This window comes from Mariluticola halotolerans (assembly GCF_021611515.1).
GTDB classification, from domain to species: Bacteria; Pseudomonadota; Alphaproteobacteria; order Rhizobiales; family Devosiaceae; genus Mariluticola; species Mariluticola halotolerans.
This window is the reverse complement of record NZ_CP090960.1, coordinates 1,271,395-1,295,132: the sequence shown is the minus strand read 5'-3', so window position 1 is coordinate 1,295,132 and position 23,738 is coordinate 1,271,395. Positions and strand designations below refer to the sequence as shown.

The window sequence follows — 23,738 nt, the reverse complement described above, 5'->3', positions numbered from 1 at the left end:
ATCGGGGGTTCCATGGCCAATCAGGACGCAACGCCGGAAGTTGCACCGAAAGCGTCGTTTTTTAACGACCCAAAGATACGAGGCATCTTTTATCAGGTGCTGGTCGCCGCTTTAGTTCTCTCTGCCTTTTACATGATCGCCGTCAACACGGCCGCAAATCTGGAACGGCAGAACAAATCCACCGGGTTTGACTTCTTCTGGTCGACATCCGGTTTCGATATTTTCTTCACCCTCATTCCCTATGGCCGCGCTTCTTATTATTGGGAAGCCTTTCTTGTTGGCCTGCTCAATACGCTGCTCGTCTCGGTGATTGGCATCTTCTTTGCCACCATTCTGGGCTTTTTGGTCGGCGTTGCCCGCCTGTCCAAAAACTGGATCGTGTCGCGCCTCGCCATGCTCTATGTTGAAATTCTCCGCAATGTCCCGTTGCTGCTGCAGCTGTTCTTCTGGTATTTCGCGGTGCTCAAGGCCATGCCCGGGGTCAAGCAAAGCTATGAATGGCTGGGTGCAATCGTTCTCAACCGTCGCGGTCTTTATCTCCCCGCACCGCAACCGGATGACAAGTTCATCTTCGTCGTCATTGCGCTTCTGATTGCCGTTGTCGGCAGCTTCATTCTAAGGCATTGGGCCCTGCGCCGGCTGGAAGCAACAGGCAAACGGTTCCCTGTTCTGTGGACAGCAATCGGGGTGATTGTTCTTTTGCCGCTGCTGGCCTGGCTTTTGTCCGGCACGCACATGACCTTTGAATTGCCGGTTCTTGCCGGGTTCAATTATCGGGGTGGCTTGTCGCTGCCGCCCGAATTCATGGCCCTTGCGCTTGGGTTGACCCTTTATACGGCAGCCTTTATCGCCGAAATCGTTCGGGCCGGCATCAACGCTGTCAGTTCCGGCCAGACCGAGGCGGCACAGTCTCTCGGGCTGAAGGATAATGACCGGCTGCGTCTGGTGGTTATACCCCAGGCAATGCGCGTCATTGTGCCCCCGTTGACCAGCCAGTATTTGAACCTGACGAAAAACTCGTCACTGGCTGCCGCTATCGGCTATCCCGAGCTTGTGTCCGTCTTCATGGGCACAACCCTCAACCAGACAGGGCGCGCCATCGAAGTCGTGTTCATTACCATGCTGGTTTATCTGACACTCTCACTCAGCACCTCGGCATTTATGAATTGGTACAATGCCCGCGTTTCGCTGGTGGAAAGGTGAGGGGATAGACAATGGCTAATTCTGATCTCGTTTTTGTCCGCCAGGAAATATCGGAGTCCAAACCGGCCCCGAGCACTGTGCGCGGACCAATCGCCTGGGCGCGGGAGAACCTGTTCTCCACCCCTTCCGATGCCCTGATGACAATTCTGGCGATCCTGTTTCTCTGGTGGGCAACACCGCCGGTTTTCAACTTCCTCATCGGCCACGCCGTATGGCCGGGTGCCGATGTTACCGGCGCCGATTGCCGTATTGAAAGTGCCGGTGCCTGCTGGGCTTACATTTGGGACCGGATGAACTTCTTCATCTATGGTTTCTACCCAAGGGATCCCGCCTGGGTCGATCAGGAAGGGTTCTTTGCCCTCGTGATGTCCTACTGGCGGGTCAATCTGGTCTTTCTGATCGGCATCGTCCTGCTCGTGCCGCTGCTCTGGCCGGATCTGCCATACAAGGCCACCAACGCTTTACTGTTCTTCGTGGTTTTCCCGGTGATCGTGTTCTTCCTGCTCAATGGCGGCGTTTTCGGTCTTCCCGAAGTGCCGACAGAACAATGGGGCGGTCTCACCGTCACCTTGATTATCGGGCTGGTCGGCATCGTGGTTTCCTTGCCGCTCGGCATTGTGCTCGCTTTGGGCCGTCAGTCGAAGCTGCCGATCATCAAGTCGCTGTGCATCATGTTCATTGAAATATGGCGCGCGGTGCCGCTGATCACCGTGTTGTTCATGGCCTCGGTCATGCTGCCCTTGTTTGCGCCGCCCGATGTCACGGTCGACAAACTGGTGCGTGCCCTTGTTGGCGTGTCGCTCTTTTCCGCAGCCTATATGGCTGAGGTGGTGCGCGGCGGTCTGCAGGCCTTGCCCCGGGGTCAGTATGAAGCCGCGGCGGCCATGGGCCTGAACTACTGGAAATCGATGGTCTTTATCATCCTGCCCCAGGCGCTCAAGCACGTGATCCCCGGCATCGTGAACAGCTTCATTTCCTTGTTCAAGGATACGTCGCTGGTCTCCATCGTGGGTATTTTCGATTTGTTGAATACCGTCCAGTCCGCCAACTCGGATTTGAACTGGGGTTCTGAAAACCAGGCCGTCACGGGTTATCTTTTTGCCGCGCTGGTCTTCTGGATTTTCTGCTTCTCCATGTCGCGCTATTCCATCTTCATGGAGCGGCGTCTGGACACTGGACATAGGTCTTAAGAGGTAAAATTATGAGCACTGAAACCGCAACATCCAGCGCCCCGCAGCGCCAGAAGATGGAAGTCTCGGAGACCAACGTCGCCATCGAAATCATCGACATGAACAAATGGTACGGTGATTTCCACGTCCTGCGTGACATCGATCTCAAGGTGATGGAGGGCGAGCGCATCGTCATTGCCGGCCCTTCGGGGTCGGGCAAGTCCACCCTTATCCGCTGCGTCAACCGCCTTGAGGAGCATCAGCAAGGCCATATTTTTGTAAATGGCGTTGAACTGACCAATGATCTCAAAAAGATCGATGTGGTGCGCCGCGAAGTGGGCATGGTGTTCCAGCACTTCAACCTGTTCCCGCATCTCTCCATCCTTGAGAACTGCACCCTGGCCCCCATCTGGGTCCGTGGCACCCCCAAGGCCGAGGCGGAAGAGGCGGCCATGCATTATCTGGAACGGGTCAAGATCCCCGAGCAGGCACACAAGTTCCCCGGTCAGTTGTCCGGTGGTCAGCAGCAGCGCGTGGCTATTGCCCGCTCCCTGTGCATGAACCCCAAGGTCATGCTGTTTGATGAGCCGACTTCGGCACTCGATCCGGAAATGATCAAGGAAGTGCTCGACGTGATGGTCAACCTGGCCGAGGAAGGCATGACCATGATCTGCGTCACCCATGAAATGGGCTTTGCCCGTCAGGTCGCCAATCGCGTGATCTTTATGGATCAGGGCCAGATCATCGAGCAGAATGAGCCCGAAGCCTTCTTCTCCAATCCACAGCACGAACGCACCAAGCTGTTCCTCAGCCAGATCCTGCACTAGGCACATACGCCTCCTGCGCCCACGGGGGCAGGAGGCCGTTTATCGGGGATAGGCCCCAACTTCATGGTGTTCTGCTTGACCTGCCGCCCCGCCATGCCACTATAGTGGGAAATTGAAGGGGCGGCTCAAAAGGCCGATACGGTTTCGTGGTAAAGAGTATCCGGTCGCTGTGGCTGAAAATCGCTTGTCTGTTCATCGGCGCACTCGGAGCCATGGGGTCTGGCATTTCGGCAAATGCCGCCACGCTGGATAATGTGCGCGAGCGGGGCCATCTGGTCTGCGCTGCCGCCAATCCGCTTCCCGGTTTTTCGCAACAAAGTCCCGCCGGTCTCTGGTCCGGCTTCGATGTCGATTTCTGCCGCGCCGTTGCCGCCGCCGTCTTTGGCAATCCCGATCTCGTCGAATTCCGTCCCCTCAGCGGCGACAGCCGCTTTGCCCAGCTGCAGAATGGCGAGATCGATGTCATCACCCGCAATGCCGCCTGGACCGTGCGCCGGGACACAGGCTATGGCGCCCATTTCGTCGCCACCTCTTTTTATGACGGGCAGGCCTTCATGGTCGCCCAGTCTCTCGGCTTTGTCTCCGCCTACGAGCTGGATAACGTCACCGTCTGCGTGCTCGACAGTGGTGACGAAATCAACAATGTCCGCGAATTCTTCTTCGAAACTCAGGCCACCTATGCCGAGGTGACCTATGAGGATCGCGAGGACCTCAGCGTCGCCTATCAGGCAGGTCTGTGCAATGTCGTCACCGCGCCCGCCAGCTGGCTCTATGGCATCAAGCGCGGCCTTGCAGAACCGGCCACCTACCGCATTCTGCCAGAGCGCATTTCCCGCGAACCGCTCGGCCCCGTCGTGCGCGAGGGGGATGACGAATGGTTCGACATCGTGCAATGGACGCTGTTCACCCAGATCAATGCAGAGGAACTGGGCGTCACCCAGCGCAATCTCGATTCAATGGCCGCCGTACGCACCCCCGCCATTCGCCGCCTGCTCGGGCTTGAGGGCGATTATGGCACCGCCCTGCGCCTCGATCCGAAATGGATGCGGAACGTCATTGCCGCTGTCGGCAATTATGGCGAAATGTTCGATCGCAATTTCGGCCCCCAGACCGGCGCCGCGCTCCTGCGCGGCCTCAATGCCTCCTGGACCAAGGGCGGCCTGATGTTCGCCCCGGCTATCCGCTAGAGCCGTCCCCGGCTTCCCCGGAAACGCTCTGCCGTCATTGCGAGCGCCAAAGGCGCGCGGCAATCCAGAAGCGGCGCGTGCAATTTGCAAACGATCACATGCCCCCGATAGCCCTATCCCCCCAAATCGTCATACTCGGGCTTGACCCGAGTACCCATGCGATATTGCTGCGCTTCAGGTGGGCATGGGGTGGCTTTGTCCCGCCCTCTGCCGGTGTGGATGATGGGTCATGGCCCCCCGGGTCAAGCCCGAGGGTGACGATCCTGGGGGAGGGTGGCTTGTTTGGCTGCTGGAGGGCTTGCGGCCACAATGTCATTCCCGCGAAGGCGGGAATCCAGTGCACCGCGTCGGCGGTGCGAAGAAGCCTTATGCGTGCAGGACTGCCCGCTGCTGGATTCCCGCGTGCGCGGGAATGACACCGTGGCACCGAACCCTTCATGGTGAGCCTGTCGAACCACGAGGGTTTTAACCCCGCACCTGCAACCCGCTCGCGATGCGGGCAAGCCCGTAAAACGCCCTAGCCCCGTTCAATCGGCAGATCGGGAATGCCACCCCATTCGGTCCACGACCCGTCATAAATCTGCATGGCGTCAACCCCGAGCTGAGCCAGCGCCAGATTGAGAAATGTCGCCGTCACCCCCGAGCCGCACGAAGAAATAACCGGCCGTGCCAGATCGATCCCGGCAGCTTCAAGCCGCGCCTTCAACGCCGCGTCATCCACCAGCGTGCCATCCACCACCAGTTCGTTGAACGGCAGGTTGAGGCTCCCCGGAATTCGCCCCGAGCGCAAGCCGGCGCGCGGTTCCGGCGCTTCACCGCGATAACGGGCAGCCCCGCGCATATCAACAATTTGCGGCCCGTCGGTGCTTTGGCTGATCGCCAGCATCGCCTCGGCATCCGCCGTCACATTTTCGCGTGGCTCAGCCTTGAATTGCGCTGGGGCAGGGCGCGCCGCGCCGGTTTCCACCGGTCGCCCTTCGGCCTGCCATTTCGGCAGGCCACCCGCCAGAACAAAGGTATTTTTGGCGCCCATCACCCGGAAATTCCACCACACACGTGGTGCCGAAAACAAACCCATCCCGTCATAAACGACAATCGTGTCGGTCTCGGAAATTCCCATAGCCCCCACAGCCGCACTGAATGTCGCCGCGTCCGCCAGCATATGCGGCAGGCCGCTGGAGGTGTCCGCAATCCTGTCCAGGTTGAAATGCACAGCGCCGGGAATATGCGCTGCCTCAAACTCCGCCAGCGGGTCACGGTCCATTTGCGGCATATACCAGGATGCATCGACGATTTTCACATCCGGTGCATCCAGCCGGGCGGCCAGCCAGTCAGTCGAAACGAGTGGGGAGGTCATCAACGGCTTCTTTCTATTCGGCAAAGAACAGGCTCACACGCCTGTTTTCCTTGCCCTTTTTTTCGATTTTGCCAATCCGTAGCGGCCCGATTTCTCGGGTATTGGCCACATGCGTGCCGCCGCAGGGTTGCAAATCCACCTGTGTTTCCCCAGCGCCAATCCGGATCAGCCGCACCCGGCCCTGGCCCATTGGCGGCTTCACCTTCATGGTCTTGATCAGGTCTTGCTGCGCTGCCATCTCGGCGTCAGTAATCCATTCGGCCGTCACGTCATGTTCACCGCGCACAAAATCGTTCAAGGCCGTCTCAAGCGCCGGGATATCCTCAGGCACTTCCGGCATGTCGAAATCCAGTCGCCCCTTGTCCGCACCAATAGAGCCGCCGGTCACCGGAAAGGGAAATACCACCGAAAGTAGATGCAGCGCCGTGTGCATGCGCATCAGCCGGTAGCGCTTGTCCCAGTCAAGCACCAGCGTCACGGTCTCGCCAATCGCGGGCAATGTCTGGTCGGGGGCGGGCACATGCACAATGGCCGTTTTGTCGCCATCCGGGTGCACGGTCGTCGCAATCACAATCTCACGCCCGTCGGCAGTCATCAGCCTGCCGCTATCGCCGGGCTGGCCGCCTGAATTGGCGTAAAAAATGGTCTGGTCCAGCAAAATGCCGCCGAGATCATTCATCCCGGCGACCGTCGCTGTTGCTGTTTTCAAATAGGCATCATCGCGAAACAGAAATGCCGTACTCATGCCTAACCCTCGACTGTCTCCATCACAGTCTCGATATTGACACTTGGCGACTGTTCGAGCCAGCCCGGAACCGGCAAATCCTTGGATTTAAGGAAAGCCGGGTTGAACAGCTTTGACTGGTAGCGATTGCCATAGTCGCAAAGCACGGTGACAATCGTCTTGCCCGGACCCATTTCCTTGGCCATGCGCACAGCACCGGCAATATTGATGCCGCTCGAGCCGCCAAGGCACAGGCCCTCATATTGCAGCATGTCAAAGATATAGGGCAGGGCCTCGCTGTCAGGAACTTGGAACGGCATGTCCACATCCAGCCCTTCAAGATTGGCGGTAATCCGCCCCTGACCGATCCCCTCGGTAATCGAGCCGCCGTTGGATTTCAGTTCGCCATTCTTGTAATAGTTGAACAGCGCCGCACCCTCAGGGTCGGCAAGCCCGATCTTGATATCCGGGTTGCGCTCTTTCAGCCCCGTGGCCACACCGGCCAGCGTGCCGCCAGAGCCAACAGCGCAGATAAACCCGTCCACCTTGCCATCGGTCTGCTCGAAAATCTCAGGCCCGGTCGTCTCGATATGCGCCTGCCGGTTCGCCACATTGTCGAACTGGTTGGCCCAGATGGCGCCCTCGGGCAGTTCTTTCGCCAGCTTCTCGGCCAGTCGCCCGGAGATTTTCACATAGTTATTGGGATTGCGATAAGGCACCGCCGGCACTTCAATCAGCTCGGCTCCATTGAGGCGCAGGGCGTCTTTCTTTTCCTGCGATTGCGTATTGGGAATAACAATGACCGATTTAAAGCCCATCGCATTGGCCACCATGGAAAGCCCGATGCCGGTATTGCCCGCCGTGCCCTCAACAATCGTGCCGCCGGGGCGCAGCAACCCGCGCTTCACCGCATCACGGATGATGAACAGTGCGGCCCGGTCCTTGACCGACTGGCCGGGATTGAGAAATTCCGCCTTGCCCAAAATCTCGCAGCCGGTCATGTCCGATACCCGGTTGAGGCGAACCAGCGGCGTGTTGCCGATGAGCGAAATAACGTCTTTATGGCGGGTCATTATACAATCCGGATTTGATAACCTGAGCCCAGAACCTAGGCTCCCTGCCTGATGGCGACAAGGGATAAGGCTGCACTGCGCATGGCTTTTTCTTCTCGTGGCGCTTTCAGGCAAATCTATCGCGCCACCGTGCAAAGCGGTGCAAGCTGATACCCGTATTGGGCGCCCGATCAGGTGCAGCAGGGCCCATATGTCGGTTGTGTGAAATAGTTTTGTCCATTTGCCCGCAAAACGCGAGGCTCATCCTCATTGTGCCGGTCTCGGCGCAATCCCCGGTTACCATCTGGCGCAACGGCGAAATCTGGCCAAGTGCTTTGCGCCGCTGGCGATTTCGATCACTTGAGATTCACCCGGCGCCCGCGTATTTCAACCAAACCCGTAACGGACCGGAACATCATGAGCGCATCCATTTCCCGATTGTCGAACCTTCAGGCTCTTGAAGCTGAAAGTATCGAAATTTTCCGCGAAGTCGCCTCCGCCTTTGAACGGCCGGTGATGATGTATTCGGTGGGCAAGGATTCAAGCGTGCTGTTGCATCTGGCGCGCAAGGCCTTTTATCCCTCGCGCATTCCCTTTCCCTTGCTCCACGTCGATACGACCTGGAAGTTCAGGGAAATGATCGCCTTTCGCGACCGTACGGCCGTAGAATATGATCTCGATCTGATCGTGCACACCAATGCCGATGGCGTCCGCGACAAGATCAACCCCTTCGATCATGGCGCGGCCTATACCGACATCATGAAAACCGCGGCCCTCCGTCAGGCGCTCACCAGCGGCCAGTATGATGCCGCCATTGGCGGCGCGCGCCGCGACGAGGAAAAATCCCGCGCCAAGGAGCGCATTTTCTCGCACCGCAATGCCCAGCACGCCTGGGACCCGAAAAACCAGCGCCCCGAACTCTGGCACACCTTTAATACCCGCCTTAATCCCGGCGAGAGCATGCGCGTCTTCCCGCTCTCCAACTGGACCGAGCTCGACATCTGGACCTATATCTATGCCGAAAACATCCCCATTGTGCCGCTCTATTTCGCCGCCAAACGCCCGGTGGTTGAACGTTCCGGCACCCTGATCATGGTCGATGACGAGCGTTTCGTCTTTGAAAAGGGCGAAAAGCCCAAGGACAAGGTCGTCCGCTTCCGCACCCTTGGCTGCTACCCGCTTACCGGTGCCATCCAGTCCGATGCGGCAACACTGCCCGAAATCATCATGGAGATGCAGGCCAGCCGCACCTCCGAGCGTGAAGGCCGCCTGATCGACAGCGATCAGTCCGGTTCGATGGAAAAGAAAAAGCAGGAAGGCTACTTCTGAGGCTCTCATGACAAACCTTCTGAACCGCGACGATATCAGCCCCGACACAGCCCTTTGGCTCGAACAGCAGACCTCGAAAGGCCTGTTGCGCTTTCTCACCTGCGGCAGCGTCGATGATGGCAAATCCACCCTGATCGGCCGGCTGCTTTATGACAGCCAGCTCATTCTCGACGATCAGCTCGCCAGCCTGAAAAAGGAAAGCCGCAACCGCACCACCGGTGACGAGGGCATTGATTTCTCGCTTCTGGTCGACGGTCTCGCCGCCGAGCGCGAGCAGGGCATCACTATCGATGTGGCCTACCGCTTCTTTTCAACCGACAAGCGCAAATTCATCGTCGCCGACACCCCCGGCCACGAACAATATACCCGCAACATGGCCACTGGCGCTTCCAATGCCGATCTGGCCGTGGTGCTGGTCGATGCGCGCAAGGGCCTTTTGACCCAGACCCGCCGCCACAGCTTCATTCTCTCCCTCATTGGCGTGCGCCATGTGGTGCTGGTCATCAACAAGATCGATCTGGTCGATTACGATCAGGAAGTTTTCGACCGGATTGAAAGCGAATATCGCAGTTTCGCCGAACGCCTCGGCTTTGACACGCTGGTCGCTATCCCCGTTTCCTCGCTCAAGGGCGACAATATTGTCAGCGCCAGCCCCAATACCCCTTGGTATTCGGGCAGCCCGCTCGTCCCCTATCTCGAAACCATCGATGTCTCCGTCGATCATTCCGGCCTGCCGCTGCGCTTTCCCGTCCAATGGGTCAACCGCGCCAGCCTCGATTTCCGGGGTTTAAGCGGCACCGTCGCTTCCGGCACGGTCAAGGTGGGCGACGAGGTTCTTGTGGCCTCGTCCCGCAAACCCGCCATTGTCTCGCGCATTGTCACCATGGATAGCGATCTGCCCGAGGCCATAACCGGCCAGGCGGTCACCCTCGTGCTCGACCGGGAACTCGATATCTCGCGCGGCGACATGCTGACCCATCCCGGCTCCACGCCCGAATACTCCAACCAGATGCAGGCCCGCCTCGTCTGGATGCATGAGGAACCGGCCCATCCCGGCCGTTCCTATTTGCTCAAGATCGGCAGCCAGGTGGTCCCCGCCACCATCACCAATCTCAAGCATTGCACCAATGTGAACACGCTGGAAAAAATCCCCGGCAACAATATCGAACTGAACGAAGTCGGCACCGTCACCATGGCCACCGACAAGCCGATTGCCTTTGATAGCTATGGTGCCAATGCCAATACCGGCGGCTTCATCCTCATCGATCGCATCACCAATGCGACCCTTGGGGCAGGGGTGATCGATTTCGGCCTCCGCCGCGCCCAGAACCTGACCTATCAAAGCTTTGACGTGAACCGCGCCGTCCGCGCCAAACTCAAGGGGCAGGAACCGCAAATCGTCTGGTTCACCGGCCTGTCCGGCTCCGGCAAGTCGACCATTGCCAACCTCATCGAAAAGCGCCTGACCGCCGAGGGTAAGCACGCTTACATTCTCGATGGCGACAATGTCCGCCACGGTCTCAACCGCGATCTCGGGTTCACCGATACCGACCGGATTGAAAACATCCGCCGGGTCAGCGAAGTCGCCAAATTGATGGGTGATGCCGGGCTGATCGTTCTGGTCTCGTTCATCTCGCCCTTCCGCAATGAACGGCGTCTGGCCCGCGAAATCGTCGGCGACCTCAAATTCATCGAGGCCTATGTCGATACTCCGCTCGAGGATTGCGAAGCGCGCGATCCCAAGGGTCTTTACGCCAAGGCCCGTCGCGGCGAGATCAAGAATTTCACCGGCATCAGCTCCCCCTTCGAGCCGCCCGAACACGCCGACATCGTCCTGCACGGCGGCGAGAAGTCGCCCGAAGACCTGGCAGAAGAACTCTACGCGCGTATCTTCAGCTAGGGCCTTTTCGGCCGTTTGCCGAAACGCCGCGCCGTCATTGCGAGCGCGGTGTTAAACCCCTCGTCCTTCGACAAGCTTAGGGCGAGGGCTTGGGAAGATCCAGTTCCACCCACAGTGTCATTCCCGCGCAGGCGGGAATCCAGCAGCGGGCAGTCCTGCCCGCGAGAGACATCCCTCGCACCGCCGACGCGGTGCACTGGATCCCCGCCTGCGCGGGGATGACGATGAGCGGGCTCACTCCTTTTCCCTCCCCACAAGGGGGAGGGAGAAAAAGGTCACCAGGTTATGTGCATCCCGCTCTGGATTGCCGCGCGGCTTGGCCGCTCGCAATGAAGGCGAGGGATTTGTGTTTGGGAGCCCCACCAATTTAGTCCACCGCCCCCTGTTGATCCTTTTTGGATCTTGGCCGCCGCTTCTTCTTTTGCGCCTCGGCTGGCACCAGCGGCAAGGTCACCCGAAAACAGGCTCCACGGCCGCGGCCGCTCACAAGGTCAAGCCGCCCGTTCATGCGGGTGATAATCTGATAGCTGATCGCCAGCCCCAGGCCCGAGCCGGCTTCGTCCCGGTTGCCGCGTCGCCGGCCGCGCGAGAATTTCTCGAAAATCAGCCGCTGGTCCGACACATCAATGCCCGGCCCGTTATCCTCAATATGCACGATGAAATCTTTGCCTGTCACCGAAGCGCTCAGGCGCACGTAGGGGTTGGCATCGTCATTATATTTGATGGCATTGGACAACAGGTTGATAAACACCTGCGCCAGCCTGTCGGGGTCCGCCGCCACCGTCACCTCGGCCACCGTCTCCCCCAGGTTCAGCTGCATGTCGCGCTGCTGCAACAGCGGTTCGCAAACCTCAATGGCGCGGGCGATGGCAATATTGGGGTCAATCGGCGCATTCACCCATTCCCGTTCGCCCCGTTCCAGCGCGCTCAAATCCAGAATTTCATCCAGTAACCGCGTCAGCCGCAGGCTTTCCTGATGAATGGTGGAGGTAAAGCGGGTGCGCTGGTCGCCCGACAAATCGCGATGCTCCAGCAGAATTTCAGCAAATGAGCGGATCGAGGTCATTGGCGTGCGCACCTCATGGCTCACCTGCGACAAAAACTCGTCCTTTTGCTGGTCCAGCTTGCGCATCTGCTCATTGGCTTCCTGCAATTGCGCCGCGGTATTGCGCAATTCCTCTGAAGTCTGCTCCAGCCTTTGGGAATATTCGATCACCTGCTGCGTCTCATCGGCAATCTGCATCACTTCTTCCAGCGAAACCTCATTGCCCGAAACCACTTTCGAGAGCATGACATGGGCCGAAGCCGCCCCGATCGAGCCGGCCAGTTCCCGTTCCAGTTGCCCGATCAGTTCCGGGTTCGGTTCCACATCGCCGCGCGGCACGCCGCGTTCGCGCGCAAACCCTTCAAACAGGGCATAGGTGCGCTCACCCCCCAAAATCCGCTGCGCCACAAAAAACAGGTCATTCACCGTCGCCGAACCACGGATAAAGTTCGATTGATCAGCCGAATGGCGGCGGAACACATCGACAAACAGCGTTGCCTGCACCCGTTCCAGTGTTGATTGCGATGTGAAAATCGAGACAAGGATCAGAATGGCGCTGTTCAGAAACAGGCTCCAGAACACCGAATGCACCAGCGGGTCCATGCCTTCCAGCCCAAACAGTGCTTCAGGCCGCAACAGCGTTATGCCCCAGGGTCCGTGTTCCATGATCGCGCTGATCCATGGGCTGGCCGAACCGAAACTGGGCAAAAACATCGTCCAGGCCCAAACGCTGAACCCGGTCAGCGTCGCCCAGATCGCACCTTTCACCGTCGCATCCCGCCAGTAGAGCGCTGCGATCATCGCGGGCAGGAATTGCGCCACCCCGGCAAACGAGATCAGCCCGATCGCCGCCAGCGCGTCGGAATTGCCGGTCAGCCAGAAATACAAAAAGCCCAGAAACAGCACAAAGGCGATGGAAATCCGCCGGCTGTTCAAGAGCAATTGCGTCACCCCGCGCCCGTCGCCGGTGCCCAGCGTCTCCGAGCTGGAAAGCGCAATCGGCATCACAATATGGTTCGACACCATGATGGAGAGGGCAATCGTCGCCACAATGATCATCGATGTTGCGCTGGAAAACCCACCGATAAACGCAAACAGCGCCAGCCAGGTATTGCCCGTCGCCAGCGGCAGCGTCAAAACGAACATGTCCGGGTTCGAGCCATTGGGCAGGGTGGTCAGCCCGTAAAGCGCAATCGGCATGGTGAAAACGCTCATCAGCAGCAAATAGGTGGGAAACGCCCAGCCCGCCGTGCGCAAATGGTCCTCGTTCGAATTCTCGACCACGGTAATCTGGAACTGGCGCGGCAAACACAAAACCGCCGCCGCCGACAATACCAGTATCGCGACCCAGCGCGGCCCGAACGTGTCCTCGGAATGGATGGAAATCCCCGCATCCACGGCCCGCACATAAATCTCTTCAAACCCGCCACCAACGCCAAACACCACAAAAATGCCCACCGCCAGCAGCGCCAGCATCTTGATCACCGCTTCAAAGGCAATCGCGGCCACAACCCCGTGGTGTTGTTCTTTCGCATCCACATTGCGCGTGCCGAACAAAATTGTGAACAACGCCATGCCGGCCGCAACCCCCAGCGCCAGCGTCACATCATCAAACGAGGAGAGCCCGCCCGCCACATCAGCCGCACTGATCACCCGGATCGAGGAGGTGATCGCCTTCAATTGCAGCGCGATATAAGGCGTGGTGCCAATCACCGCGATCAGTGTCACCAGCACTGCCAGCCGTCCCGATTTGCCAAAGCGCGAGGACAACAGGTCAGCCACCGAGGTAATGCGTTGGGTCCGGCCAATGCGCACCAGCTTGCGCAAAATGAACCACCAGCCGACAAAAACCAGTGTTGGCCCCATATAGATGGTCAAAAATTCCAGCCCGTTACGCGCCGCCGAACCAACCGCGCCATAAAAGGTCCAACTGGTGCAGTAAACCGAAATCGATAGCGTGTAGACGAGGGGGGACCGCAAAAACCCGGCATTGCCGTCCCGGGCGCGCTTGTCCCCAAAATAGGCCAGCACAAACAATAGGCACACATAGGCAAAAGCGATGAAAATGACGAAATTGGCTGACAGCATCAGCTTTCGTCCCCGGTCTTTTCCGCATCAGACCGGGACGCGGCAGGCGTCTCGCTCATCCGGTGTGACAAAAAGAATGTCGCCACAATGAGAATGCACCAGATAGCAAAAAGATAAAGCACTTCAAGCGGAACGCCAAAAATCGTCAGATCCTTGTTGAACACATTCGCCAGCGGCGGAATCAGCAAAATGGCGCCAAACAGCGGCAGCACAAAAGCCGCGTTCTCCAGTTTGCGCCGGTCGCCCATCAGGGCGCGGCGGTGCCGAGCAGACGCCGCACGGCCTCCACCACCTCGGCATTGGCATAGGGTTTGGTCACAAAGCCGTCCGCTCCCAGTTCTTCAGCAATCCGCCGGTCCTGTTGCTGGCCCTTGGCGGTCAGAATCAGCACCGGCAACCCGCTTGTCGCGCTCTCCGATTTGATTTGCTTGAGCACCTCAAAGCCCGAGCGTTTGGGCAGCATGACATCAAGCACAAGCACCCGGGGCGCAAGCTTCCGTATAGCGTCAAAAACAGCGTCACCATCTGTGACGGTTTGAATAGTCCAGCCGGCGCGTTTCAAAATGAAATCGAGTGATTCCAGAATGCCCGGCTCATCCTCCGCAATGAGCACGTCAATCATCAATGTCCCCCTCCATTCCGGTTCAAGCCCGGAATCTTGACCCGACTAAACAGCAATCAGTTGCTTTCGCCAAGCTCAAACCTTTGCGGCACCAGTGATGAGCGCATAGTCGTGCCTTCAGCGCCGGGGCTCAAGGCCTCTTCCTGCCGATAGGCGCAGGCCCGCCGGACACACAAGCGACAGGCCGGCCCCACGGGCACATCAGCGGTCGGGTCGTCCAGATCCAGCCCCTGGCCATAAATCGTGCGATCCGCATATAAAATATCGCAAGCCAGCATCACCGAGGAATGAAAAGGCTGGTCCTTGAACGTCGCCAGCCGCTTGGAAACCGTTTTGGCAACAAACAGATAGCGCGAACCATCGGCAAATTGCACCACCTGCCGCACCGCCTGTCCGGGCGAGCGGAAGGCGGCATAAATCGCCCAAAGCGGACACGCGTGGCCCGAATTGGGCAGCAACAGGCCGGGCAGGGGGAATTGCTTGGTCAGCCGCCCCGCCGGGTCCGAGCGCAAAAACCCGAAAGGTATCCCTTCCTCGCCCTCACGCCTGAGCGTCACCAGCCGGTGCGCTACCTGTTCAAAACTCGCCGTATAGGTCTGGCTGAGAAAATCAATGTCATAGGCGTGGTTCTCCGCATCCTCCAGAAATGCCGCATAGGGAAACACCAGCGCCCCCGCCAGATAGGCGCTCATGGCGCGATGGGCCAGCCGCCTTGCCGCGGGGGAGGTTAGCCGCGGATCGTTGATTTGCGCGTTGATGACATCGGGGGCGGCCAGTTCGGCCAAAAGCTGGGCAAGCTGAAACTGCCGGGTCGCGGCCGTGGTCGAACCCTGAAACCACATCACCCGCCGGTTGGCATCAAAATAGCTCTGGCCGGGAAACCCGCTTTCATTGGCATCCGGCGAGCGGCCACGCTCCACCTGCACATTAAACCGTGCATCCAGCACCTCGGCCAGCGCCGCTTCGCCAAAGCCCCTGCCGCCATCAAATCCCTGCCGCAATTGCGCGGCGGCATCCTCGAGCGCTGGAAAATGATTGCGCTCATTGAAAATCAGGTCATCCAGTTCGCGCGCCGGAGAGATCGAGCGGCGATGATCGGCGGTCTGGTCAAAATGCTGGATCAGCGTCTGCCCCACATCCGACATCGCCCGCGCCTCACGGTTGATCGAGGACAGAAACCGCTGGTTTTCCGCTTCCGACAGATCGCCTTCATCTTCAAGAATTTCCGCGCTCGAGCGCAGGGCAGTGATATGGCTGAGAATCTGGTGCAACAGGGCTGAAAACAGCGGGTCCGAGCGCAAACGGTTGCTCTGCGCTTCCAGCAGGGCATTCACATCGCCATAGGCGCGAAACAGCCGGGTCAGGGCATTGGCCACACCGGGGAATTGCGCCACCAGCGCCACCGCATCGGCATTGCTGAAATGCGTTGCATCAAACACCGGATCGGTAAACGCCTCTTCAAGCTCCTGAATCAGCCTTTGTTCCGATTCGCCGGTCAGCTCTTCCAGCTCGATAGACAGTGACGCGGCGATTTTCTGCAAAAGCACGCCACCGACATCGCGTTTATTCCCCTCGATCAGGTTCAGATAGCTCGGCGAAATGCCGATTGTCCGCGCCAAACCAGACTGGGAAAGCCCCAATGATTTCCGGTAGTTGCGGATTTTCAAGCCAATCGGCGCACGCATGTTTTATCTCGATCTGTCAAAGAATTTACAGAATATGTGCGATGATAGTACATAATTTTACAAAAAAGTCCATATATAACAATGCGCTATTGCATTCATTTTCAAACCTTCCCTATTTTAACACGCGGTGAAGAACGTCGGAGGAGATCGGCGCACACCGCATCAAAAGGAGGAGAGAATGAGCGAACGCGATAGCGGCTTCAGCCGGCGTAAGGTGCTCAAAGGGACAGCAGCCGGTTTGATCGGCACTGGCCTCGCCCCAACCGTGTTTGTACGCGGTGCCTGGGCTCAGGAGTTCTGCAACAATCCAACAGGCGACACCGTAACCCTCGGGTTCAACGTGCCGCAGACCGGGCCCTACGCTGCCGAAGGCGGCGACGAGCTCAAGGCTTACCAGCTGGCCGTCAAGCACCTCAATGGTGAAGGCGACGGCGGCATGCTCAGCACATTTGTCGGTGGCCAGCTCAAAGGTAACGGCATTCTGGGTAAAAAGGTTGCCTATGTAACCGGTGATACCCAGACCAAGTCCGATGCAGCCCGTGACAGTGCCAAGCGCATGGTTGAGCGCGATGGGGCGATCATGATCACCGGCGGTTCGTCTTCGGGCGTGGCCGTTGCTGTTCAGGGTCTCTGCCAGGAAATGGGCATCATGTTCATGGCCGGGTTGACCCACTCGAACGACACCACAGGCAAGGACAAGAAGCGCTACGGTTTCCGGCACTTCTTCAATGCCTATATGTCCGGCGCCGCCTTGGCGCCCGTGCTCAGCCAGGAATATGGCAATGATCGCGTCGCCTACCATCTGACGGCCGATTACACCTGGGGCTGGACACAGGAAGAATCGATCAAGAACGCCACTGAAGCTCTGGGCTGGAAAACCCAGGCTGCGGTGCGCACACCGGTTGGCGCGGGCGATTTCTCGCAATATCTGACACCGGTTCTGAACTCGGGCGCAGACGTGCTCATTCTGAACCACTACGGTGCCGACATGGTGAACTCGCTGACCCAGGCCGTGCAGTTCGGTCTGCTCGACAAACAGGTCAACGGCAAGCAGTTCCAGGTTGTGGTGCCGCTCTTTTCGCGTCTTATGGCACAGGGTGCCGGCGAGGCGATCAAGGGCATTCTGGGCACAACCAACTGGCATTGGTCACTGCAGGATGAAGGGTCCAAGGCCTTCGTTAAATCCTTCGGTGCCGAATATGGCCAGCCGCCTTCCCAGGCTGCTCACACCTGCTACGTCCAGGCTCTGCTTTATGCAAACGCCTGCGAAATGGCGGGCACGTTCTATCCGCCCGAAATCATCAAGCAGCTTGAAGGCTTCAAGTTCGATGGTCTGGGCAATGGTCCCACCGAATACCGTGCCGAAGATCATCAGTGCTTCAAGGATGTCTTTGTGGTGCGCGGTAAACAGGCACCTTCCTCACAGTTCGATCTTCTCGAAGTTGTGCAGCAGGTTCCGCGTTCGCAGGTCGAATACGACGCCTCAATCTTTGGCGGCGAACTCGGCCCCTACGAGCCGGCTTCGGTCTGCTAGCGGTTTGAACCAACGGTTGGCCGGGTTCTCTCCGGCCAACCCTCTCGTTTTTGTGGCTTACGGCGTATCTGCCGGTGGTGGGAGGCCAATATGGATGCCATTCTTCTGCAGTTTCTGAACGGTTTGGACAAGGGCGGCGCCTATGCGCTCATCGCGCTTGGCCTGACCCTTGTTTTCGGCACCCTTGGCGTGGTCAATTTCGCCCACGGGGCGCTCTTCATGCTTGGCGCGTTCTGCGCCGTCACCGTGCGCCGCTTCCTCACTCTGGAAAGCGTCACCCTCAGCGAAACCGAAAAAACCCCATGGGGCACAGCGCTCGAAGTGCGCGTTCCCTATATCAACACCTGGTTTGGTGATTTCGGTAATGTGCTGGTCGATTATTCGGTCCCCGTATCCATACTTGTCGCCATCCCGGTCATGCTGGTCGTCGGCGTGGTCATGGAGCGCGGGTTGATCAAGCATTTCTACAAGCGCCCCCATGCCGAACAGATTCTTGTCACCTTTGGCCTTGCCATTGTGCTGCAGGAAATCATCAAGGCCATTTTCGGCGCAAATCCCTTGCCCCAGCCCATGCCCTCGGCCATGTCCGGCGCGGCAGATATCGGGCTCTGGCTCGGCATGGATCCAAATATTCTCACCTATCCCTGGTGGCGTCTGGTCTATTTCCTCTTCTCGGTGGTCATCATCGGCGGTGTGTTTGCCTTCCTGCAATTCACCACATTCGGCATGGTTGTGCGTGCCGGCATGGCAGATCGCGAGACAGTGGGGCTGCTCGGCATCAATATCGACAGACGCTTCACCATCATGTTCGGTGTCGCTGCCGTCGTCGCCGGCCTTGCCGGGGTCATGTACACGCCCTTGCTGCCGCCCAATTTCCATATCGGCATGGATTTTCTGGTGCTCAGCTTCGTGGTGGTCGTTGTTGGCGGCATGGGCTCTCTGCCCGGTGCCGTGGCAGCCGGCTTCCTGCTCGGCATCCTGCAAAGCTTCGCCTCGATGAACGAAATCAAGGCCATTATTCCCGGCATTGACCAGATCATCATCTACCTGGTGGCCGTTGTCGTCTTGTTGGCAATGCCCCGCGGGCTGCTTGGCCGCCGCGGCGTTATGGAGAACTGATCATGCTCACCATGAACCGTAAGGACATTCTCACATTTGGTCTGTTCACCCTGGCCGTGCTCACCATGCCGATCTGGCTGTCGCCCTTTGGCGCGGCCTATCCCGATCTGCTGCAGCGTTTCATGATCTATGCCATCCTCGCGATTGGCTTCAACATCCTGTTCGGGCTCACCGGCTATCTCAGCTTCGGCCACGCAGCCTTCCTTGGCGTCGGCTCCTACACGGCGGTCTGGTCGTTCAAGCTGTTCACCATGGATGGGTCGCTGGCGCTGCTGCTTTCGGTCATCACGGCGGGCCTGTTCGCCCTGATTGTCGGCTTCATTAGCCTCCGGCGTTCGGGCATCTATTTCTCCATCCTCACCCTGGCCTTCGCCGAAATGAGCTACAAGCTGGCCTATTCGGTGCTGACCCCGATCACCAATGGCGAAACCGGTCTCCAGCTCACCCTGCAGGACCCGCGCATTATCGATCGCATGTTTGGGGAAGCCGGGGCAGGGCTGCCCGCCACAACTTTCCTTGGTCTCGATATGGGCGGCTACACAGGCTTTTATGTCTGCGCGGTCATCATGCTGCTGACCTTCTTTTTGTCCATGCGCATTGCCGGGTCACCCTTTGGCATGATGCTCAAGGGCATCAAGTCCAACCAGACCCGCATGAACTATACCGGCTTCAACACCAAGCCTTATGCACTGGCGGCCTTCGTCATCTCGGGCATGTATGCCGGTCTCGCCGGTGGTCTGCTCGCTGTGGCCGATCCTCTGGCCGGTGCCGAGCGCATGCAATGGACCGCCTCGGGCGAGGTGGTGCTCATGACCATTCTGGGGGGTGTCGGCACCTTGCTGGGTCCTGTCTTTGGTGCCTGGATCATCAAGTATTTCGAAAACATCTTCTCCGCCTTCAACGATGATCTGCTCGCCCAGATCTTCTCCTGGGTGCCCGAGGGGCTGCGCGAAATCGTCGTCGCCGTCACCTCGCAATTTGTGGGCGAAGGCTGGCATCTCACCCTGGGCCTGGTCTTCGTGCTTGTCGTGGTCTTCCTGCCCGGCGGCATGATGGAAGGGTTCCGGCGCATCGGCGATCTTTTCCGGCGGCGAAGCCCGCCGGATGAAGCCAGCGGCGATGCCCGCACCCAGCCCGCAGAATGATGATCGGAAGGCCATAAAAATGAGTACCAGCGACAAAAACATCGTTCTGCATGTCGATGATGTGCACAAAACCTTCGGCGGCCTGCATGCCCTGTCAGACATCGATCTGGCGGTGGAAGAGGGCAAGACCCACGCGATTATCGGCCCCAATGGTGCCGGCAAATCCACGCTGCTCAATGTCATCGTCGGGCGTCTTGCCCCCAGCCGTGGCGCCGTCGTCTTCGATGGTCAGGTGTTGACCGGCAAGGCCCCGCACGAAATCAACCAGATCGGGGTCGCCCGCGTTTTCCAGACGCCGGAAATTTTCCCCGAGCTTACGGTCCTGCACAATGTGATGACCCCGGCCTTCGCCAAGCGCGACGGGGCCTTCACCCTCAACTTCCTCAAATCCCTCGACAGTGAGCGAGAGGTGCGTCAGGAAGCCGAGGAGATTCTCGACGATGTGGGGCTTTATCACCGGCGCGATGCCCATGCCGGCGCGCTCAGCCGGGGGGACAAGCGCCGCATGGAACTGGCCATGTGCCTGATCCAGCATCCGCGGCTTCTCCTGCTCGACGAGCCGACAGCGGGCATGTCGCGGCATGACACCAACACCACCATTGATCTTTTGAAAAAGATCAAGGCGCGCGGCATGACCAAGATTATCATCGAGCATGACATGCACGTGGTATTCTCGCTCGCCGACAAGATTTCGGTACTCGCAGGCGGACGGATCATTGCGGAAGGGGCGCCCGACGAGGTGCGCGCCAATCCCAAGGTTCAGGAAGCCTACCTGGGAGGGTCGCATGATGAATGAGATGGTCCTGGAAACCCACATCGCCAGGGGGGCAACGACATTGACAACCGCACCTTATTTCTCGGTCAACGATATCCATGCCTATTATGGCGAAAGCTATATCGTGCAGGGTGTTTCCTTCGATATCAACGAGGGCGAAATTCTCGCGCTTCTCGGGCGCAATGGCGCAGGCAAAACCTCAACGCTTCGGGCCATCGCCCGGGCGGACAATCCCGAGTTGCGCTCCGGCGAAATCATGCTGGGCGATCACGCCCTGCACACCATGAGCGCCTATCAGTCGGCGCGGGCCGGCGTGCAGCTTGTGCCTGAAGACCGCCGCATCATTCAGGGCCTCACCGTTGAGGAAAACCTGCAACTGGCCCAGGTCGCGCCCGGCCATGGCTGGACCCCTGAAGAGGTTTATGAGCATTTCCCAAGGCTCGGCGAGCGCCGCAAGCAGGAGGGCACAACCTTGTCCGGCGGCGAGCAGCAAATGCTCGCCATTGCCCGCTCTCTCAGCCGCGAGGTCAAGCTGCTCCTGCTCGATGAGCCTTATGAAGGTCTCGCGCCGGTCATCGTTCAGGAGATCGAACGCATCCTGCATGGCATCAAAAAGCTGGGCATCACCACGATCATTGTGGAACAGAACGCGGTCGCAGCGCTTCGGCTGAGCGATCGGGCGGTTATCCTCGATACAGGTCAGGTTGCCTTCACCGGCACGGCGCAAGAGGTGCTCGACAGTGCCGAACTGCGCCAGGAATATCTGGCGATCTAGCAGGTCGCTGCCATCACGCCTGTCGCGCTCCGGCACAGCCGGGGCGCGATGAAATCATGATGGGAAAAGGGGCGCGGTCCACCCGTGTCCTGTTGGCTTTCGGGCGCTTTCGCGGGCACCAGCAGGGGTGCGCACGGGCATAAAGCGCAGAAAATCAAAGACTTGGTTTGTGTCGCGTTTTGACAGTTTCAAAGCGTGACATGGTCCGGTTGCATATCCTATATGTAGCAAAACAGTTTCTGAGGGAGGCTCGTCATGGACGATAAAATCTTTAATCCGCCAGCGAATATTCTGGAGCGGACCCACGTCACGACGCAACAATACGAAGAGATGTACGCCGCTTCTGTCAACGATCCGGAAGGGTTCTGGAGCGAGCAGGCCAAGCGCCTCGACTGGATCAAACCGTTCACCAAGGTCAAAAACAGCACCTTTGCCTACCCGGGTGTGTCGGTGAAATGGTTTGAGGATGGCACGCTTAATGTCGCCGCCAACTGCATTGACCGCCATTTGCCCGAGCGGGCCGATGATGTCGCCATCATCTGGGAAGGTGACGAGCCGGGTACAGATGACAAGATCACCTATCAGCAATTGTTTGATCGGGTCTGCCGTTTCGCCAATGTGTTGAAGGGTCTCGGTGTCAAAAAGGGTGATCGGGTTACCATTTACCTGCCAATGATTCCCGAAGCCGCCTATGCCATGCTGGCCTGTGCCCGTATCGGTGCTGTGCACTCCGTCGTTTTCGGCGGTTTCTCGCCCGACGCCCTGGCCGGCCGCATCAATGATTGTGATTCTGCCCTCGTCATCACTGCCGATGAAGGTCGTCGCGGCGGCAAAACCATCCCCTTGAAGAAAAATGTCGATATCGCCCTGGCCGATGCGGCAGGCGTCACCAAGGTACTGGTGGTCAAGAATACCGGTGCCGATATCGATATGAAGGGCAGTCGCGACGTCTGGTGGCACGAAGCCGCCAATGGTGTCGACAGCTTCTGCGATCCCGAGCCGATGAATGCCGAGGATCCGCTGTTTATCCTTTACACCTCCGGCTCCACCGGCACCCCCAAGGGTGTGCTGCACACCACGGGTGGCTATCTGGTTTATGCCGCGCTCGCCCATGAGATGAATTTCGACTACAACAAGGGCGAGATTTACTGGTGCACCGCCGATGTGGGCTGGGTCACCGGTCACTCCTATGTCATTTATGGTCCGCTCGCCAATGGGGCGACCACGGTCATGTTCGAGGGCGTGCCGAACTATCCGGATGCCTCGCGCTTCTGGCAGGTTGTCGACAAGCACAAGATCAACATTTTCCATTCCGCCCCCACCGCCATCCGCGCATTGATGGGCGCTGGCGATGAATTCGTCGAAAAGGCGGATTTGTCCTCGCTCAAAATCCTCGGCACGGTCGGTGAACCGATCAACCCGCAAGCATGGATGTGGTATCACGAAAAAGTTGGCCGTGGCCGCTGTGTCATTGTCGATACCTGGTGGCAAACCGAAACAGGGGCGGGCATGATCTCCGTGTTCCCCGGCGCCACACCAACAAAGCCCGGTTCGGCAACCAAGCCGTTCTTTGGCGTGCAGCCGGTCATTCTCGATCCCAATACCGGCGAGGAACTGACCGATACCGAGGTATCAGGCGTTCTCGCCATCAAGGAAAGCTGGCCGGGTCAGATGCGCACGGTCTATGGCGATCATGACCGCTTCGTCTCCACCTATTTCGAGCAGTACAAGGGCTACTACTTCTCCGGCGATGGCTGTCGCCGCGACAAGGATGGCTATTACTGGATCACGGGCCGCGTCGATGACGTGCTCAATGTCTCCGGCCACCGCCTCGGCACCGCCGAAGTGGAAAGCGCGCTCGTCGCGCATCCAAAAGTGTCCGAAGCCGCTGTTGTCGGCTATCCGCACGACATCAAGGGGCAGGGCATTTATTGCTACATCACCCTGATGGCGGGCGAAGCGGTAACCGATGATCTCAAAAAAGAGCTCGTGCAATGGGTCCGCAAGGAAATCGGTCCCATCGCCACGCCCGATTTGATCCAGTTTGCCCCCGGCCTGCCCAAAACGCGGTCCGGCAAGATCATGCGCCGCATTCTCAGAAAGATCGCTGAAAACGATTATGGGTCCCTGGGCGACACCTCGACCCTGGCCGATCCCGGCGTCGTCGACGATCTGGTCGAGAACCGCCAGAACAAATAGCCG

General features: G+C 58.7%; 19 protein-coding genes. 12 read left to right on the top strand and 7 right to left on the bottom strand.

Features of this window, described 5'->3' with window-relative positions:
- The first annotated feature begins 12 nt into the window (after positions 1-12).
- The 4 genes from L1P08_RS06210 (at position 13) to L1P08_RS06195 (ending at position 4,386) form a co-directional block, all read left to right on the top strand.
- The gene (locus L1P08_RS06210; protein ID WP_303619134.1) at positions 13-1,203 is read left to right on the top strand and encodes an amino acid ABC transporter permease; all 1,191 of its coding nucleotides are present in this window, start codon (positions 13-15) and stop codon (positions 1,201-1,203) included.
- An 11-nt stretch (positions 1,204-1,214) separates the two neighbouring features.
- Positions 1,215-2,393 carry an amino acid ABC transporter permease gene (locus L1P08_RS06205; protein ID WP_303619133.1) on the top strand — a complete coding sequence of 393 codons (1,179 nt, stop codon included), beginning with the start codon at positions 1,215-1,217 and terminating at the stop codon, positions 2,391-2,393.
- An 11-nt stretch (positions 2,394-2,404) separates the two neighbouring features.
- The gene (locus tag L1P08_RS06200) at positions 2,405-3,199 is read left to right on the top strand and encodes an amino acid ABC transporter ATP-binding protein (RefSeq protein ID WP_303619132.1); all 795 of its coding nucleotides are present in this window, start codon (positions 2,405-2,407) and stop codon (positions 3,197-3,199) included.
- A 146-nt stretch (positions 3,200-3,345) separates the two neighbouring features.
- A complete protein-coding gene (locus tag L1P08_RS06195) occupies positions 3,346-4,386 on the top strand; it encodes an amino acid ABC transporter substrate-binding protein (RefSeq protein WP_303619131.1) in 1,041 nt (346 codons plus the stop codon).
- Between the two features lie 517 nt (positions 4,387-4,903).
- Here L1P08_RS06195 and sseA read toward each other — a convergent pair.
- The 3 genes from sseA to L1P08_RS06180 are packed head-to-tail and all read right to left on the bottom strand — an operon-like array spanning position 4,904 to position 7,540.
- A complete protein-coding gene (gene sseA, locus L1P08_RS06190; RefSeq protein WP_303619130.1) occupies positions 4,904-5,743 on the bottom strand; it encodes a 3-mercaptopyruvate sulfurtransferase in 840 nt (279 codons plus the stop codon).
- Between the two features lie 13 nt (positions 5,744-5,756).
- Positions 5,757-6,488 (bottom strand): alanyl-tRNA editing protein, encoded by a 732-nt coding sequence (locus L1P08_RS06185; RefSeq protein ID WP_303619129.1) that lies wholly within the window; start codon positions 6,486-6,488, stop codon positions 5,757-5,759.
- Positions 6,489-6,490: 2 nt separating this feature from the next.
- Entirely contained in the window at positions 6,491-7,540 is a 1,050-nt protein-coding gene (locus L1P08_RS06180; RefSeq protein WP_303619128.1) for a cysteine synthase A, read from the bottom strand.
- Between the two features lie 396 nt (positions 7,541-7,936).
- Between L1P08_RS06180 and cysD the strand changes: the two genes are divergently transcribed.
- Both cysD and cysN read left to right on the top strand, forming a co-directional pair.
- On the top strand, positions 7,937-8,848 hold the full coding sequence (gene cysD / locus L1P08_RS06175; RefSeq protein ID WP_303619127.1) for a sulfate adenylyltransferase subunit CysD: 912 nt from the start codon (positions 7,937-7,939) through the stop codon (positions 8,846-8,848).
- 7 nt (positions 8,849-8,855) lie between these two features.
- Positions 8,856-10,748 (top strand): sulfate adenylyltransferase subunit CysN, encoded by a 1,893-nt coding sequence (gene cysN / locus L1P08_RS06170; RefSeq protein ID WP_303619126.1) that lies wholly within the window; start codon positions 8,856-8,858, stop codon positions 10,746-10,748.
- A gap of 367 nt (positions 10,749-11,115) precedes the next feature.
- Here the strand turns inward: cysN and L1P08_RS06165 are convergent, their stop codons facing one another.
- Genes L1P08_RS06165 through L1P08_RS06150 form a run of 4 tightly spaced genes read right to left on the bottom strand, consistent with a single transcriptional unit; the run spans position 11,116 to position 16,188 of the window.
- A complete protein-coding gene (locus L1P08_RS06165) occupies positions 11,116-13,881 on the bottom strand; it encodes a sensor histidine kinase (protein ID WP_303619125.1) in 2,766 nt (921 codons plus the stop codon).
- Positions 13,881-14,129: a hypothetical protein gene (locus tag L1P08_RS06160; protein WP_303619124.1), complete on the bottom strand. Its 249-nt coding sequence runs from the start codon at positions 14,127-14,129 to the stop codon at positions 13,881-13,883. The genes L1P08_RS06165 and L1P08_RS06160 overlap by 1 nt, the downstream gene beginning before the upstream one ends.
- Positions 14,129-14,503: a response regulator transcription factor gene (locus L1P08_RS06155; RefSeq protein ID WP_303619123.1), complete on the bottom strand. Its 375-nt coding sequence runs from the start codon at positions 14,501-14,503 to the stop codon at positions 14,129-14,131. Before L1P08_RS06155 ends, L1P08_RS06160 begins: the two co-directional genes overlap by 1 nt.
- A gap of 56 nt (positions 14,504-14,559) precedes the next feature.
- Complete coding sequence (locus L1P08_RS06150) at positions 14,560-16,188, bottom strand: helix-turn-helix domain-containing protein (RefSeq protein WP_303619122.1); 1,629 nt, start codon at positions 16,186-16,188, stop codon at positions 14,560-14,562.
- 178 nt (positions 16,189-16,366) lie between these two features.
- Between L1P08_RS06150 and L1P08_RS06145 the strand changes: the two genes are divergently transcribed.
- The 6 genes from L1P08_RS06145 (at position 16,367) to acs (ending at position 23,735) form a co-directional block, all read left to right on the top strand.
- Entirely contained in the window at positions 16,367-17,722 is a 1,356-nt protein-coding gene (locus L1P08_RS06145) for a substrate-binding protein (RefSeq protein ID WP_303619121.1), read from the top strand.
- A 90-nt stretch (positions 17,723-17,812) separates the two neighbouring features.
- Entirely contained in the window at positions 17,813-18,841 is a 1,029-nt protein-coding gene (locus L1P08_RS06140; RefSeq protein ID WP_303619120.1) for a branched-chain amino acid ABC transporter permease, read from the top strand.
- A gap of 2 nt (positions 18,842-18,843) precedes the next feature.
- Positions 18,844-19,986 (top strand): branched-chain amino acid ABC transporter permease, encoded by a 1,143-nt coding sequence (locus L1P08_RS06135; protein ID WP_303619119.1) that lies wholly within the window; start codon positions 18,844-18,846, stop codon positions 19,984-19,986.
- A 19-nt stretch (positions 19,987-20,005) separates the two neighbouring features.
- On the top strand, positions 20,006-20,782 hold the full coding sequence (locus L1P08_RS06130) for an ABC transporter ATP-binding protein (RefSeq protein ID WP_303619118.1): 777 nt from the start codon (positions 20,006-20,008) through the stop codon (positions 20,780-20,782).
- 1 nt (position 20,783) lies between these two features.
- Positions 20,784-21,536 (top strand): ABC transporter ATP-binding protein, encoded by a 753-nt coding sequence (locus L1P08_RS06125; RefSeq protein WP_303619504.1) that lies wholly within the window; start codon positions 20,784-20,786, stop codon positions 21,534-21,536.
- Between the two features lie 255 nt (positions 21,537-21,791).
- Positions 21,792-23,735 carry an acetate--CoA ligase gene (acs, locus tag L1P08_RS06120; RefSeq protein WP_303619117.1) on the top strand — a complete coding sequence of 648 codons (1,944 nt, stop codon included), beginning with the start codon at positions 21,792-21,794 and terminating at the stop codon, positions 23,733-23,735.
- The last annotated feature ends 3 nt before the right edge of the window (positions 23,736-23,738 follow it).